This is a genomic window from Providencia rustigianii (genome assembly GCF_900637755.1).
In the GTDB taxonomy this organism is placed as follows: Bacteria; Pseudomonadota; Gammaproteobacteria; order Enterobacterales; family Enterobacteriaceae; genus Providencia; species Providencia rustigianii.
Genome location: NZ_LR134396.1, coordinates 2,837,734 through 2,853,213, shown reverse-complemented (window position 1 = coordinate 2,853,213; position 15,480 = coordinate 2,837,734). Strand labels below are relative to the sequence as shown.

Sequence of the window (15,480 nt, the reverse complement as noted above, 5' to 3'; positions counted from 1 at the left end):
TGTGGTAGCATGGTACTATTATTAGATCTATCAATGTACCATGTTTAATTACAGTGGAATCCATGAGCTATCAGGTACTTGCCCGTAAGTGGCGCCCCCAAAAATTTTCGGACGTTGTTGGTCAGCAGCATGTTCTGACTGCACTTGCCAATGGGCTTGAGCACCAACGGCTTCATCACGCTTATCTATTTTCTGGCACTCGCGGTGTTGGAAAAACGACGATCGCCCGCTTATTTGCGAAAGGCTTAAATTGCGAAAACGGCATTACAGCGACGCCTTGCGGAAAGTGTGCCAATTGCTTGGAAATTGAACAAGGTCGTTTTGTCGACCTGATTGAGATTGACGCCGCCTCACGAACCAAAGTTGAAGATACTCGCGATCTACTGGATAACGTCCAGTACGCACCTGCTCGCGGACGTTTCAAAGTTTACTTGATTGACGAAGTACACATGTTATCTCGACATAGCTTCAATGCGTTGTTGAAAACCCTTGAAGAGCCACCTGAACATGTGAAATTTCTACTTGCTACAACGGATCCACAAAAACTTCCAGTTACGATTTTATCTCGTTGCCTACAATTCCATTTAAAAGCATTAGATGTTGATCAAATCAGTGAACAGCTGGAATTGATTCTGAATGCAGAAAATATTGAGCATGATACTCGTGGCCGCCAACTCATTGCCCGTGCTGCCGATGGCAGCTTACGTGATGCGTTAAGTTTAACGGACCAAGCGATTGCAATGGGGCAGGGAACAGTTACTGCAGAAATCGTGAGCCAGATGCTGGGCACCTTAGATGATGAGCAGCCGTTGGCGATTATTGAAGCATTAGTTCGTGCGGATGGCTTAGCTGTAATGGCTCAGGTTGAACAGGCTGCTTCTCGTGGGGCTGATTGGGAAAACCTCTTGGTTGAAATTTTAGCCCAGCTTCACCGTATCGCTATGATCCAGCTACTTCCTCCAGAAAAAGAGACCGACCCGTCATCAACGCAAGGTCGATTGAGGCAAGTTGCAAGAATTATTTCTCCTGCGGATCTGCAACTGTTTTATCAAACATTGTTGGTAGGACGAAAAGAGCTGGCATTTGCACCGGAAAGGCGTATGGGAGTGGAGATGGCATTATTACGTGCTTTAGCCTTCCACCCCAAAAATATTATTGAAGAAATTGAGCTGCCACCGAAATTAGTTGCAAGTGATTCAGTACCTTCATTTCAGTCAGAATCAGTTCCCGTAACGGTAAAACGTCAAGTTCCACCGCCAGTGAGCGCTGAATATTTGCCAGAAAATAGCCCGACCTTGCAGTTATTAAAAGCGAGGCAGGCGCTACAAGCACCACAAAGTGAGGATCCGAGTCCAAAAAAGACTAATCCGGTGACGTCCGAAAGGGTTAAGCCGGCGGCATCAGCATTGGAAAGGCTGGCCGCGGTGACCAGCAAACATCAGCAAAATATGCTGAATAAGGCAACACAAAGCACTAAGCCAACTAAACCAAAACCGTATCAATGGCGACCTCAGAACGGAGAGGTTCTAGACGTAAAAGATGCCGTTACCACGCCAGCTGAAATTAAAGAGGCGCTGGAATACGAAAAAACCCCTGAATTAGCAGCAAAAATTGTTGAAGAAGGTCGTGTTAGAGATAGTTGGTCCGGTGAAATAGCACAATTAAATATTCCAAAGCTAGTTGAACAATTGGCTTTGAATTCATATAAAGAAGAGTTAAGTGAGTCGCAAATCGTTTTACACTTGCGCTCATCTCAGCGCCATCTTGATAAACCCAATGCGCACCAAGTATTGCAAGATGCATTGAGTCAACATTATGGTCGCCCTGTTGAACTGAATGTCGTTCAAGATGATAATACTGCGGTAAAAACACCGCTGGAATGGCGTCAGGCGATTTATGAAGAAAAACTGGCGCAAGCTCGTCAGTCTATTATTGCGGATAAAACGATTCAAAAATTGCAGTCGATGTTTGATGCGCAGTTGGATGAAGAGAGTATTCGCCCCGTTTAACGCTACAGTCTAGCTAATTAAGCTGTAGCCTCAGTTGTGAGAGAAAAATATGTTTGGTAAAGGTGGATTGGGTAACCTGATGAAACAGGCCCAGCAAATGCAAGATAAAATGCAAAAAGTTCAGGAAGAAATCGCTCAACTCGAAGCTACAGGTGAATCTGGAGCAGGTTTAGTGAAAGTGACTATTAATGGTTCACATAACTGCCGTCGTGTTGAAATCGATCCTAGCCTGTTAGAAGATGATAAAGATATGCTGGAAGACTTGATTGCTGCGGCATTCAACGATGCAGCACGTCGCATTGAAGAGACTCAAAAAGAAAAAATGGCTAGCGTATCAAGCGGTATGCAGTTACCACCAGGCTTTAAGATGCCATTCTAATGCAAACGAGTCCGCTTCTTGAATCATTAATGGAAGCTCTGCGCTGCCTCCCCGGTGTGGGACCCAAGTCAGCGCAGCGAATGGCTTTTCATCTTTTACAACGCGACCGCAGTGGCGGAATGCGTTTGGCTCAGTCGCTGACTCGTGCAATGTCCGAAATCGGGCATTGCAGCGATTGTCGGACATTCACAGAACAAGATATTTGCAATATCTGCGATAACCCTCGTCGCCAGCAAAATGGGTTGATCTGTGTCGTAGAAAGCCCTGCCGATATCTATGCAATAGAACAAACAGGTCAATTTTCAGGTCGATATTTTGTTCTCATGGGGCATTTATCGCCATTAGATGGTATTGGCCCAATGGATATTGGGCTGGATAGGCTAGAAGAAAGATTGTCATCTGAAACCATTACGGAAGTCATTTTGGCGACTAACCCGACAGTCGAAGGGGAAGCGACCGCAAACTATATTGGGCAGATGTGTGCGCAGTATGGGGTTGTGGCGAGTAGGATTGCCCATGGGGTGCCTGTCGGCGGGGAGTTGGAGATGGTTGACGGAACTACACTTTCTCACTCGTTGGCGGGGCGCCAACGGCTCTAAAGTCCTCGTCATACTTTGCGCCGTAGCGTTGTTGTCTTCATGCATCAACCCTAGTCACATACTTTTGTATGCTCCCAGGGATTAATGCATTCGACGCCTAGCTACGGCACAAATTATTTAGAGGATGATAGTGGGTGTGGATTTTAAAAGTAAATTCAAAAGCAAAGCAAAACAAAACCCTTAAAACCTTCGAAGCAAAAACATCGTAGTCTTCTGTAATTTCCTTTCATTCATATTAATTTGGCGGCTAATTTGTGGTTAGTGGTTGAATTCTATTTTTTTGTCCCCAGATTAGTTTCCATCGATAAGTCAAAACTAACTATTAGATTGATGAAATAGAGGCGATTAATGAGTATGAAAGGACAAGAAACTCGTGGGTTTCAATCAGAAGTCAAACAACTGCTACAGTTGATGATCCACTCTCTTTACTCAAACAAAGAAATCTTTCTGCGTGAGTTGATCTCCAACGCATCCGATGCGGCAGATAAACTGCGTTTCCGTGCGTTATCTAAGCCTGAATTGTATGAAAATGATGGCGAATTACGCGTGCGTATCAGTGCAGATAAAGATAAAGGGACTCTGACCATCAGTGATAACGGTATTGGTATGAGCCGTGATGAAGTCATTGATAATTTAGGGACTATCGCTAAATCGGGTACGAAAGCATTTTTAGAATCATTGGGCAGTGATCAAGTTAAAGACAGCCAAATGATCGGTCAATTTGGGGTTGGTTTTTACTCTGCATTTATTGTGGCTGATAAAGTCACTGTGCGTAGCCGTGCTGCCGGTGCCCCAGCAAGTGAAGGGGTATTTTGGGAGTCTGAAGGTGAAGGCGAATACACCATCGCTGACATCGAAAAAGCCGACCGAGGTACTGAAATCACGCTGCATCTGCGCGATGATGAAAAAGAGTTCTTAGATAACTGGCGTTTACGTTCAGTCATCAGCAAATATTCTGACCACATTGCTCTGCCTGTCGAAATCGAAGAGAAAAATGAAGAAGACGGTACGGTGACTTGGGAGAAAATTAACCAAGCCAAAGCACTGTGGACGCGTAGCAAATCTGAAATCTCAGATGAAGAATATGCAGAGTTTTATAAACATGTGTCCCACGACTATGCAGATCCATTAACTTGGGCACATAACCGTGTTGAGGGGAAACAGGAGTATACTAGCTTGTTGTATATTCCATCTAAAGCCCCATTTGATCTGTGGAACCGCGACCAACGTCACGGCTTAAAACTGTACGTTCAACGCGTCTTTATTATGGATGATGCTGAACAATTTATGCCGAACTATCTGCGTTTCGTTCGTGGTGTCTTGGATTCTAATGATTTGCCACTGAACGTTTCACGTGAAATTTTACAAGATAGCGCGTTGACGCGTAATCTGCGCAGTGCATTAACTAAACGTGTTCTGCAAACGCTTGAAAAATTAGCGAAAAATGACGCTGAAAAATACCAAACTTTCTGGCAGCAATTCGGTTTAGTCATGAAAGAAGGCCCAGCGGAAGATATGAGTAATGGTGAAGCCATTGCTAAACTTCTACGCTTTGCGTCGACTCATAACGACAGCAGTGTACAAAATGTATCACTGGAAGAGTATGTGAGCCGCATGGTCGAAGGTCAGGATAAAATTTATTACATTACTGCAGACAGCTATGCGGCGGCGAAAAGTAGCCCTCACTTAGAGCTGTTCCGCAAAAAAGGCATTGAAGTTCTGCTATTATCCGACCGCATTGACGAGTGGATGATGAACTACTTATCTGAATTTGATGGTAAGCCGTTCCAATCTGTCAGCAAAGCGGATGAGTCTTTAGATAAATTAGCGGATGAGAACAAAGCGGAGCAAGAAGAAGCAGAGAAGCAGTTAGAGCCATTTGTTGAGCGTGTGAAAACGTTCTTAGGTGAGCGAGTTAAGGATGTAAAATTAACACATCGTTTAACGGATACTCCTGCTATCGTAACCACGGATGCCGATGAAATGAGCACCCAGATGGCGAAATTATTCGCAGCTGCGGGGCAAGCAGCGCCTGAAGTTAAATATAACTTTGAGCTGAATCCAAACCATCCACTGGTGAAAAAAGCCGCTGAAGTGGAGCAGGAAGCGTTGTTTGCAGATTGGATTGATGTGTTATTAGACCAAGCTTTATTCGCTGAGCGTGGCACATTGGAAGATCCAAACTTATTCATCAAAAAGGTTAACGAATTGCTTTTGAAATAATTCGCTGATTCACTTTCGTTTTCGAGCGTAAACCACGCGAAATATCATTTTTTTGCGTGGTTTTTTTCTTTTGCGAAAAAAGATAAATGGGAAAACGTTTACGTGTCTTCTTGAGTAAGATGCCATGCTAATGGTATGGTAGAGCGTTTTCTTTTCAAATTATAAAAAACTAAATAGCAAGGGGTTTACGCAATGCGTATCATTCTGCTTGGCGCTCCAGGCGCTGGTAAGGGCACTCAAGCTCAATTTATTATGGAGAAGTTTGGGATCCCTCAGATTTCAACCGGTGACATGTTACGTGCCGCTGTAAAATCAGGGAGCGAGTTAGGTATACAAGCTAAAGAGCTGATGGATAACGGTAAATTAGTAACTGATGAATTAGTTATCGCATTAGTTAAAGAGCGCATCAAACAAGATGACTGCCGCAATGGCTTCTTGTTGGATGGGTTCCCACGTACGATCCCTCAAGCTGATGCCATGAAAGAAGCGGGCATCAACGTTGATTATGTTCTTGAATTTGATGTTCCAGATGACATCATTGTTGAACGTATCATTGGTCGCCGTGTTCATGCGCCTTCTGGCCGTGTTTATCACGTCACTTTCAACCCACCTAAAGTTGAAAACAAAGATGACGTTACTGGTGAAGAGTTAACTATCCGTAAAGACGACCAAGAAGATACGGTTCGTAAGCGTTTAGTTGAATACCATTCATTGACTGCACCATTAATCGCTTATTATCAAAATGAAGCGAATACCAGCAGCACTCAATACTTCAAATTAGATGGTACCCGTAAAGTTGCAGAAGTTAGCGCTGAATTAGCAAAAATTTTAGGTTAATAACTTTTTGAGTTTCATATACCAAGGCAGCGCTTATCCGCTGCCTTTGTTTTTGTGCCACAAGTTAGCAAAAATAGTTATTAAAACCTGTTATTGTTGGGAATAATTATCAATTAGGAGCTGTTCTGATGTTAGAAAAAAAATATGGAATACTATTGGTAAATTTGGGAACCCCCGATGCCCCAACAGCCTCAGCAGTGAAACGCTATTTAGCCGAATTTTTGACAGATCCACGGGTTATCGATCTTTCTCCGCTGATCTGGAAACCTATTTTATACGGTGCTATTTTGCCGATCCGTGCATCAAAAGTGGCAAAATTATATGATTCAATCTGGATGGATGATGGCTCTCCATTATTAGTCTACTCATTACGCCAAAAGCAGAAGCTGGCGGAGTTTTTCCCAGATACTCCTATTGAAGTGGGTATGACTTATGGCTTTCCATCGATTAAAAGTGCTATTGATAGCCTAAACAGCCAGCAAGTGACGGATTTAGTCGTTTTACCGCTTTACCCGCAATATTCTTGCACCACGACGGCGGCAGTCTATGATGCGATCACGCGAGCGTTTAAAGGAATGCGCACCATTCCTTCAGTCCAATTTATTCGTAGCTATGCGGAGCATCCTGCATATATTCAAGCTTTAGCGGCTTCCATTGAAGCCAGTTTTGCTGAATATGGCGAACCCGATCGTTTAGTCTTATCTTTCCACGGCATTCCTCAACGTTATTGTGATTCAGGGGATATTTATGCTCAAGAGTGTGAAAGAACGAGTGAATTGCTAAAACAAGCTCTCAATTTTCCGAGTGAAAAAGTACTGATGACTTATCAATCACGTTTTGGTCGTGAGCCATGGTTAAGTCCATATACCGATGAAACTATGAAGAAATTACCTTCCGAGGGTGTAAATTCAGTTCAGGTTGTTTGCCCAGGTTTTTCGGTTGACTGTTTGGAAACATTAGAAGAGATCAGTGAACAGAACAAAGAGTTCTTTTTGCATAGTGGCGGCAAACAATATCATTATATTCCAGCACTTAATGACAGTGACCTTAGTATTAATATGATTCGGTTAATTTTGAAAGATATCTTATAACGAGATGATTTTTTAGTTAATCTGATAAAGATGCCTAATGAATGTATCCAAAGCCCAATTTTTGTTTATAATTGACGGCTTGATGTTTAATTAAAAGAACTTGTTGTTTGGAATAAATATGACTGATAAACCAAACTTGTCTCCTGAATTAAAAAATCAGCTAGAGCAAAATCCAGATTTTCAACTACAGAAAAATGATGAAATCGACTTAATGGCGCTGGTCGCTGTTTTGTTCAAAAATAAATATCTAATTATCATTTTTACTGTTGTCATTACTGCGTTAAGTATTGGGGTGGTTAAAACATTACCTCAAAAGTGGACAAGTGAGGCAATCATCATTCCGCCTACTTCAGAAGAAACGAAAGAAGTCAGTGAATTTGCAGCTCAATTAAGCGCATTAGATTTTGATATCGACCTCGGTTCTCAGCGTATCTACAATGAGTTTGTAACTCAATATCGCTCTAAAGTGAATCAAGAAGCATTTGTGAGAAGCACTGAATATTATCAAAGCCTGTTATCTAAACTGGGGGATAAAAGTGATACCCAAGAGGAACAGCGATTAGTCAATCGGATTATTGCAGACTCTATTAAGCTGAAGTACAACGCAAAAGAAAAAGACAGTGATGATAGTGATATTGTACTCTCTTTTACTGCTCCCACAGCAATTGAAGCTCAGGATTTATTAAATGGCTATATTCGTTATACCGCTTCGCAAGTACGTAAGCGTTTTAAAACGGAAATTGATAATGCCATTTCGCGTCAGTTGATTTATAGCGTTGAAGCATTAAAGAATGATACCGCTAAAATCCAAATTGCTTACGATGTTAAAATTGAACGTTTAAAACGCGCGATTACCATCGCAAAGGCCGCTGGAATTACACGCCCAATAGCGCGAGATGCAGTGGCAATCAATGATGACCCAGATTACCCAATTGCACTAGGTTCTGAGGCATTAGAAGAAAAACTAGCGATTGAGCTGAAAAACCGTGATCTTGCGTTAATTAGTGAGAAATTACAAAACGCACAAAGATATATTGGTAACCTCAATGGGTTAACCACTAAAGAGTTAGATTTCCAACCTGTAAGATTTATCCTGACACCTGATTTACCGATAGCAAAAGATTCTCCTAAGTCGGCATTAATCGTGGCATTAGGGGCTATTCTTGGCTTGATTTTAAGTTGTGCTTTTGTACTAGGGCGTGATCTGTACCGCAACTATAACGGTCAAAATAGACACTATAAGTAATCAATCTATCAAATTATTGATTATGAACCAGCACCTTTCATGGAAGGGTGCTGGTTTTATTTTATCGTGCTAGAATACGCAAATGTTCCTTTTTTGATATTTCCAATATGAAATTCCCCGGTCAACGCAAATCAAAACACTATTTCCCTGTTAGTCTCAGAGATCCTCTCTTGAAACCCATGAAAGAGATGATGACAGATGATGAAAACTGCAAATCCTATATCGTTGGCATCGACCAAACGTTAGTCGACATTGAAGCAAAAATTGATGATGAGTTTATTGAACGCTATCAATTAAGCAAAGGTCATTCTCTGGTTATTGAAGATGATGTTGCAGAAGCACTCTATAAAGAGCTAACGGATAAAGCACTTATTACCCATGAATTTGCGGGGGGAACCATCGGTAATACGCTACACAATTATTCAGTATTAGCAGATGACCGCTCGGTATTATTGGGAACCATGTGCAACAGCATTCAAATCGGTAGCTATGCTTACCGTTATCTATGTCATACTTCAAGTCGCATGGACTTAAACTATTTGCAAGGGGTTGACGGTCCCATTGGTCGCTGTTTTACGCTAATCACTGAAAATGGTGAGCGGACTTTTGCAATAAGTCCGGGTCATATGAATCGTTTACATCCAAGCAGTATTCCGGAAGAGATTATTGCAGGTGCGTCTGCACTGGTATTAACTGCTTACTTAGTCCGTTGCAAGCCCGGTGAAACGATGCCAGAAGCGACAATGCAAGCTATCCATTATGCCAAAAAACATAATGTTCCGGTGGTATTAACACTGGGTACTAAGTTTGTGATTGCACAAGACCCCCAATTTTGGCGTGATTTCCTTGCTGAACACGTTTCTGTGGTCGCAATGAATGAGGATGAAGCGCTTGAGCTGACGGGCTTTAGCGACCCTCTATTAGCATCTAATATGGCGCTGGATTGGGTTGACCTTGTTCTTTGTACCGCAGGTCCAGCAGGGCTGTATATGGCCGGATTTACAGAAGAAGACTCTAAGCGCAAAACTCAGCATCCATTGTTACCGGGAGCCATCGCTGAATTCAATCTTTATGAATTTAGCCGAGCAATGCGTTTGCAGGACTGCAAGCAACCATTGCGCATATTCTCTCATATCGAACCGTATATGGGGGGACCAGAGAAAATTATGAACACCAATGGTGCTGGCGATGGTGCGTTATCAGCTTTATTGCATGATATTACTGCAAACTCTTATCATCGTTCGAATGTGCCAAATTCCAGTAAGCATGAGCGGCAATATTTGACCTACTCTTCGTTGGCTCAGGTTTGTAAATATGCCAACCGAGTCAGCTACCAAGTACTTTCTCAACACTCACCGCGCTTAACTCGTGGGTTACCGGAAAAAGAAGACAGCTTAGAAGAATCGTACTGGGATCGTTAACTTGAAAGTAAAAACACCTCAATAAATGTTGAGGTGTTTTTGTTTGTATCGCAGTGACTTCACATTGAAGTTATTAAGCTTCTTTGGTAATACCTGCTGGGTTCTCGGCTTTAACTGCGTCAATGGCCTTAGCATCTTCCTCTTCATAACGCATCGCTTGCGGCACTGAAATCTTAATCGCAATAAATACCGCTAAGAACCCACCGACTAATTTACCTAATAAAATAGGCAAGACGAGACTTGGTTGGAAGTTAGCAGTAAAGGCTAAGTGGTCACCGATAGTCGCTTGTGCACAAACCCCAAATGCCACACATAACACTTTATCTCTTGCTCGCATATCTTTGAATAAGTGGTACGTTGCAATAATGTTTGCCAACACCATAATAAAACCTAAAGATCCGGTATCGCTCAGCTTTAAGCGACGACTTAACGTGTTTACTAGTGGTTTACAATAGCGCTGGAACAGATAACAGATAGGGAAAGTACCTGCGAGCATGATCCCGATATAACCTGCAATTTCAATCGCTCGGAATAATTCATTTTGGTCTGCAAATAATGGGTCGAAGCCCCATGCTCCAAAAACTTTACTGAAGAAACCGGTAAAATGCTCAACGATGGAAAATGCCAAAACAAGTTTAATAAAGGCATCCATGATCTTACCGAAGATCAGAAAGCCAGTTACCATCAGCATTGGACGATATTTTAACCCTGCTGCTAGTAAGAAACAGAAGACAAACAGCGGCATTAGATACTGCAGCATCGTCAAGAAGTCCAATGTCAGCTGGTGGGTTGTTGGGGAATTGGTCGAGATAATCTCCCGCACGGGAATATTGTTGAAAGTGATCAGCAGCAAAGAGGCTAACACCGCAAACGGGATCGAAATCAATCCTGCCATTGCCCCTAAGGCGAGATATTTGTGATCCTTACGATTTAACATGGTTAAACCGACAGGGATCAGGTAAACAATGGTGGCACCAGAGGTATAGCCGATCAACATCGCAGTGATCCACATATCTCTGTTGGTGGTTAAGGCATCAGCTAATTGATATCCGCCCATATCAACGGCGATAATTGATAGCGCGGCAATAGATACATCGGATCCCACTGAGCTAAAAACGGGACCTAAAATATACGAAATCAGCTGTGAAAGTAGGGGAACTGCGGCCATGATCCCTGCTTGGGCAAGGAATACAGGACCGATAGAGAAAATACCGTTAACAAACTCTTTTCCGAGATCGCTGGCAGGTCTCACTATCGATGCAACGGCACCGATCACGGCCCCGCACATGATTAAGTAGATAATGTAGTTTCCGAATTCGGCCATAGTAGGGTTTCCTTTCTTTTTTATTGTTGGAAAATTAATTTCTGAGCTGGCGAGAACGGGCAATAATGTCGCGATACTGTTCCATTACGCCCTGCATATTCGTGCCATCAGGGCGTGTGATACTGGTATTGCGTCTTACTGCCATGTCATGGGTGATCCCTAAACCTTTACGAGCAAGTAAGGCGGCCCCGAGAGCTGTGACTTCACGATTTGCTGGTGCTTCAATATTTTTTTGTAATAAATTGGCTAAAAACTGCTTAAAGTACTGATTTGACGATAGTCCCCCATCCACAGAAATGGATTGTCCTAATGGGGAAATCTTCTCCATTGCAAAAATAACTTCCGCAGAACGAGCGGCAATCCCTTCTAATATCGATTGCATCATATCTTTCTTATCGGTATCTAATGAAAGCCCCGCCCACAGCCCTGCGGCACTGCGATCCCAATATGGACAACCCAAACCAGATAGCGCAGGAACAAAGGCTAAACCGCGTTTAATGGCTGATTCATCACGAAAATCGGTTAATTCATCAAAGTCATCAAATAGGCCAATTTTTCTAGCCCAATTGACGGCTGAGGCTGCGTTATAGACTCCTCCATCCAAGCCAAAAACCGGTGCCTCCCCTGGGAATTTCCAGCATAGGGTAGGCAGTAAACCTGATTCATGGGTTTGGGGAATATCATTGCCTGTTAGTGCCTGCAAGAATGCCCCAGTTCCAAAGGTAATTTTGGCATCCCCTTGATTACGGCAACCATGACCAAAGGTTCCGGCAAACTGATCAACAATAATGGCGGTGACTGGCGTGAGATGCCCATCGAGATTAATGGCACCAAAATCACCAATGTTATCGCGCAGTGGTGGTAAGCAGTGAATAGGAACACCAAAAATTTCACACAGTTGTGGATCCCATTCCAAGGTATGGATATTCAGCAGTGAGGTGCGGGATGCAGAGTTATAATCAGTGACGAACACATCGCATAATCGGTCTAGGAAAAAGGCATCCATAGTGCCAATTCGTAGACGATTTTTATCTGCAAGTGATTTTGCTCCAACGACGTTTTCAATGATCCAACCCATTTTACTGGCGGAAAAATAAGGGTCTAACGGTAACCCAGATTTAGCCTGTACAATGGCTTCCAATTCCGCATCTTTAAGTTTTTGAATCGTTTTTTCTGTGCGAAGATCTTGCCAAACAATTGCGTTATACAGGGGATGTTTAGTTTCAGAATCCCATGCAACAATACTTTCCCCTTGGTGACAAATACCAATCGCATCCACAACCTCACAACTATTTAGACACTTTATAATGTTGGCCAGAATCTCTTCAGGATCATGTTCCACCCAACCACTGTTCAGTGTGATCTGTTTATGAGGAATACTCATCGGAGAGTGGCAGTGACCCCCTTCTTCAAAGACGACGACCCGGGTTCCCGTTGTTCCCTGATCGATAGCGGCATAACGTTGATTGAGCATCGGTGAATTCCCCAGTGTTATAAATGTTGTTAATTGGTTTGTTTTTTTGCTTACTATCGTTTAATCGGAAATAAAATCCACAAAAAACTCACAATAACTTCTATGAATGTGAGAACTGTCACAATAAAGTAACAATGTGAGAGGTTGTTGAGTTATTCCTGTGAGTTGTGTTGTTTTAATTATTGTGATTGTGGGAATTATGTGGTTTTATGTGTTCAAGTTTGAGATTAAGGATTTCAGCCATGAATATTAATAATAAAAAAATTTGGGATGTCATTGTCATTGGCGGTGGTGTCATTGGCTGTGCGGTGACACGAAAATTCACATTGATGGGGGCCAATACGCTGCTACTAGAACGTGGCGGCGATATTCTATCTGGAGCCAGTAAGGCAAATAGCGCACTGTTACATACAGGTTTTGATGCCACACCAGGGACTTTAGAACTTGAATGTATGCAAGATGGGTATCAGGAATTCATTGATATTAGAGAAAAAATGAATTTACCATTACTCAAAACAGGGGCACTCGTCGTTGCTTGGAACGACGAGCAGCTGAGCAAATTACCCGGTATTGTAGAACAGGCGCATACAAACCATGTTCTAGATGTGGGGATGATCGATAAAGACGAACTTTATCGTCGAGAACCTCATTTAGCATCGGGGGCGCTTGCCGCAGTCGAAGTTCCTGGAGAAGCGGTCATTGACCCATGGAGTACCCCGCTGGCTTATTTAACTCAAGCCGTAAAACATGGGGCTGAATATCAGTTTCACTGCGAAGTGACCGCGGGTGAGCTAAATGAGGGAATCTGGAAATTAGTCACATCTAAAGGTGAATTTTCTGCCCGTTTAGTGATTAACTGTGCTGGAATTAATGGGGATATTGTGGAATCTATCTGCCATCCATCTCCATTTGAAATCAAGCCGCGCAAAGGACAATTTTTAGTGTATGACAAAGCGGCTGCTGCGGATATTAATGCGATTATTTTACCTGTACCAACCGCCATCACTAAAGGCGTATTGCTCTCAAAAACTATCTTTGGCAACTTATTACTGGGGCCAACCGCAGAAGAGCAGAGTGACCGTTGGAAAGCCGAAGTAAAAGAAGACGTTCTTCAAGATTTAATTGACCAAGGCTCACGAATGCTTCCTTCTTTGCATAATTACAGTGTGACGGCAACGTATGCGGGTCTTCGTCCTGCAACAGAAGAAAAACATTATCGAATTAATGATTATCCAGAGAAACAGTGGATATGCGCAGGGGGAATTCGTTCGACGGGTTTAACCGCAGCGCTGGGTGTTGCTAATCACCTTGGAAAGCTTTATCAAGAAAACTTCACGCCATTATTTGAACTATCACCACCAACAGAGCTAATTTGGCCAACCATGCCAATGTTATCTGAATACGATAAACGGGACTATCAATGTAAAAGTAATGGCGGCATTGTTTGCCACTGTGAATTAGTGACTCAGCGAGAAATTGAAGCTGCATTTGACTCTGATATTCCCCCTGAGTGTTTAGGCGCTCTACGCCGTAGAACCCGGGTCATGATGGGACGTTGCAATGGTTTTTATTGCAGCAGTCAGGTGACTGAAATAATTAATGGTCGCTTTGACAACACATTAGCCGTGGAGGCCGTGAAATGAGTTTTAATTATGATGTGATCATTATTGGTTCCGGTCCTGCTGGAGCGGCTGCCGCGCAAACTCTACGTCGTCGTGGGATCCATAATATTGCTATTTTGGAGCGTGAAGCTCATGCAGGGGGTGTTCCTCGCCATTGCCAGCATCCTACCTTTGGCGTACTTGCCTTTAAACGCCCAATGAAAGGCAATAAATTTGCAGAGAAAATCATTAAGGATTTAGGTGATACGAGGATTTTTACTCGAAGTACAGTGACTCAATTGCAACCTAATGGTGTATTGACAGTCAGCATGCCTGAGGGCGTCGTTGAAATGCGAGGAAAACGTATTTTAATTGCGACAGGGGTACGTGAAACGCCTCGTCATCCTCGCTTGGTTTCAGGATTGAGACCTCAAGGAATATTGACGGCGGGGGCGCTCCAACAATTTGTTTATCTCACGGGTAAAAAGCCGTGTTTAAATCCAGTGATTGTGGGCAGTGAGCTCGTTAGTTTCTCTGCTCTATGGACGTTAAAAAATGCGGGAGTTAAAGCTCAAGCAATGATCGAAAGTGGTGAACGAATTCTTTCGTTCAAGCCTGCAACGTTATTTGCCAAAGCCATGGGAACATCCGTTTATTTAAAGAGTAAAATCACTGAAATTGGTGGGCTAGACCGCGTTGAGTATGTGATGGTAGAAACCACAGGAAAATCTCACAAAATAGTCTGTGACTCTGTAATTTTTACGGGGGGATTTGTTGGTGAAAATACACTGATCCGTAAAAGTCATCTTGAATATGAAGCCAGTACGGGGAAACCAAATACCGACCAATGGGGACGCTGTTCGGATGCCTGTTATTACGCTGCGGGTAATATGTTACACCCAGCGGATATGGGGGATCAGTGTTATCAGGAGGGGCTATTGACTGGCCAATATATTGCAGATGATTTACTGGCTAATCATCATAGAGAGATATCTCAGTCAGTTTGTAAATTGCCAGTACAGTTTGCCGAGCCTATCCGATTTACGGTTCCTGCTTGTATTGATATGGCGAGTATCTCTGGCAAAAATGTTGATTTCAACATTAAAGTCAACACAGCGGTGACTGGGACTATCCGAGTTATGGCTGGAAATTCACTCCTGTATGAGAAACGCCACCGCTGTTTACCGACGCGACGTATTTTGCTGAAAAATATCGATTTAACAAAAATACAGCCGAGTGCTACTGAAATTACAGTCACTGTTGTATAGTGCTGGAA

At 42.9% G+C, this 15,480-nt stretch carries 12 protein-coding genes; 10 read left to right on the top strand and 2 right to left on the bottom strand.

Annotated features, from left to right (window positions below; translation table 11 throughout):
- The first annotated feature begins 62 nt into the window (after positions 1 to 62).
- The 8 genes from dnaX (at position 63) to EL244_RS13105 (ending at position 9,805) form a co-directional block, all read left to right on the top strand.
- A complete protein-coding gene (dnaX, locus tag EL244_RS13140; RefSeq protein WP_126461441.1) occupies positions 63 to 2,009 on the top strand; it encodes a DNA polymerase III subunit gamma/tau in 1,947 nt (648 codons plus the stop codon).
- Between the two features lie 49 nt (positions 2,010 to 2,058).
- On the top strand, positions 2,059 to 2,388 hold the full coding sequence (locus tag EL244_RS13135; protein WP_006659291.1) for a YbaB/EbfC family nucleoid-associated protein: 330 nt from the start codon (positions 2,059 to 2,061) through the stop codon (positions 2,386 to 2,388).
- Entirely contained in the window at positions 2,388 to 2,987 is a 600-nt protein-coding gene (recR, locus tag EL244_RS13130) for a recombination mediator RecR (protein WP_006815131.1), read from the top strand. The genes EL244_RS13135 and recR overlap by 1 nt, the downstream gene beginning before the upstream one ends.
- A gap of 348 nt (positions 2,988 to 3,335) precedes the next feature.
- Positions 3,336 to 5,210, top strand: a complete 1,875-nt coding sequence (htpG, locus tag EL244_RS13125) for a molecular chaperone HtpG (protein ID WP_006815130.1) — start codon at positions 3,336 to 3,338, stop codon at positions 5,208 to 5,210.
- 192 nt (positions 5,211 to 5,402) lie between these two features.
- Positions 5,403 to 6,047 carry an adenylate kinase gene (adk, locus tag EL244_RS13120; protein WP_006815129.1) on the top strand — a complete coding sequence of 215 codons (645 nt, stop codon included), beginning with the start codon at positions 5,403 to 5,405 and terminating at the stop codon, positions 6,045 to 6,047.
- 128 nt (positions 6,048 to 6,175) lie between these two features.
- Positions 6,176 to 7,138, top strand: coding sequence for a ferrochelatase (hemH, locus tag EL244_RS13115; RefSeq protein WP_126461438.1), 963 nt, complete (start codon positions 6,176 to 6,178; stop codon positions 7,136 to 7,138).
- Positions 7,139 to 7,256: 118 nt separating this feature from the next.
- Positions 7,257 to 8,384 (top strand): LPS O-antigen length regulator Wzz(fepE), encoded by a 1,128-nt coding sequence (gene wzz(fepE) / locus EL244_RS13110; protein ID WP_112837267.1) that lies wholly within the window; start codon positions 7,257 to 7,259, stop codon positions 8,382 to 8,384.
- A 107-nt stretch (positions 8,385 to 8,491) separates the two neighbouring features.
- The gene (locus EL244_RS13105; RefSeq protein ID WP_112837266.1) at positions 8,492 to 9,805 is read left to right on the top strand and encodes an inosine/guanosine kinase; all 1,314 of its coding nucleotides are present in this window, start codon (positions 8,492 to 8,494) and stop codon (positions 9,803 to 9,805) included.
- Between the two features lie 73 nt (positions 9,806 to 9,878).
- Here EL244_RS13105 and eutH read toward each other — a convergent pair whose 3' ends face one another.
- Both eutH and EL244_RS13095 read right to left on the bottom strand, forming a co-directional pair.
- Positions 9,879 to 11,129: an ethanolamine utilization protein EutH gene (gene eutH, locus EL244_RS13100; RefSeq protein WP_006815125.1), complete on the bottom strand. Its 1,251-nt coding sequence runs from the start codon at positions 11,127 to 11,129 to the stop codon at positions 9,879 to 9,881.
- 34 nt (positions 11,130 to 11,163) lie between these two features.
- The gene (locus EL244_RS13095) at positions 11,164 to 12,603 is read right to left on the bottom strand and encodes an FGGY family carbohydrate kinase (protein WP_126461435.1); all 1,440 of its coding nucleotides are present in this window, start codon (positions 12,601 to 12,603) and stop codon (positions 11,164 to 11,166) included.
- 242 nt (positions 12,604 to 12,845) lie between these two features.
- On the opposite strand from EL244_RS13095, the gene EL244_RS13090 reads away from it, so the two are divergent.
- Positions 12,846 to 14,246 carry an NAD(P)/FAD-dependent oxidoreductase gene (locus EL244_RS13090; protein ID WP_126461432.1) on the top strand — a complete coding sequence of 467 codons (1,401 nt, stop codon included), beginning with the start codon at positions 12,846 to 12,848 and terminating at the stop codon, positions 14,244 to 14,246.
- Positions 14,243 to 15,472 carry an FAD-dependent oxidoreductase gene (locus EL244_RS13085; protein WP_126461429.1) on the top strand — a complete coding sequence of 410 codons (1,230 nt, stop codon included), beginning with the start codon at positions 14,243 to 14,245 and terminating at the stop codon, positions 15,470 to 15,472. Before EL244_RS13090 ends, EL244_RS13085 begins: the two co-directional genes overlap by 4 nt.
- Positions 15,473 to 15,480 lie beyond the last annotated feature (8 nt).

Bases quoted from the DNA above. Each gene is read 5' to 3' on its own strand.
- dnaX (WP_126461441.1), top strand. From the start codon at position 63: ATGAGCTATCAGGTACTTGCCCGTAAGTGGCGCCCCCAAAAATTTTCG.
- EL244_RS13135 (WP_006659291.1), top strand. From the start codon at position 2,059: ATGTTTGGTAAAGGTGGATTGGGTAACCTGATGAAACAGGCCCAGCAA.
- recR (WP_006815131.1), top strand. From the start codon at position 2,388: ATGCAAACGAGTCCGCTTCTTGAATCATTAATGGAAGCTCTGCGCTGC.
- htpG (WP_006815130.1), top strand. From the start codon at position 3,336: ATGAGTATGAAAGGACAAGAAACTCGTGGGTTTCAATCAGAAGTCAAA.
- adk (WP_006815129.1), top strand. From the start codon at position 5,403: ATGCGTATCATTCTGCTTGGCGCTCCAGGCGCTGGTAAGGGCACTCAA.
- hemH (WP_126461438.1), top strand. From the start codon at position 6,176: ATGTTAGAAAAAAAATATGGAATACTATTGGTAAATTTGGGAACCCCC.
- EL244_RS13105 (WP_112837266.1), top strand. From the start codon at position 8,492: ATGAAATTCCCCGGTCAACGCAAATCAAAACACTATTTCCCTGTTAGT.
- eutH (WP_006815125.1), bottom strand. From the start codon at position 11,129: ATGGCCGAATTCGGAAACTACATTATCTACTTAATCATGTGCGGGGCC.
- EL244_RS13095 (WP_126461435.1), bottom strand. From the start codon at position 12,603: ATGCTCAATCAACGTTATGCCGCTATCGATCAGGGAACAACGGGAACC.
- EL244_RS13090 (WP_126461432.1), top strand. From the start codon at position 12,846: ATGAATATTAATAATAAAAAAATTTGGGATGTCATTGTCATTGGCGGT.
- EL244_RS13085 (WP_126461429.1), top strand. From the start codon at position 14,243: ATGAGTTTTAATTATGATGTGATCATTATTGGTTCCGGTCCTGCTGGA.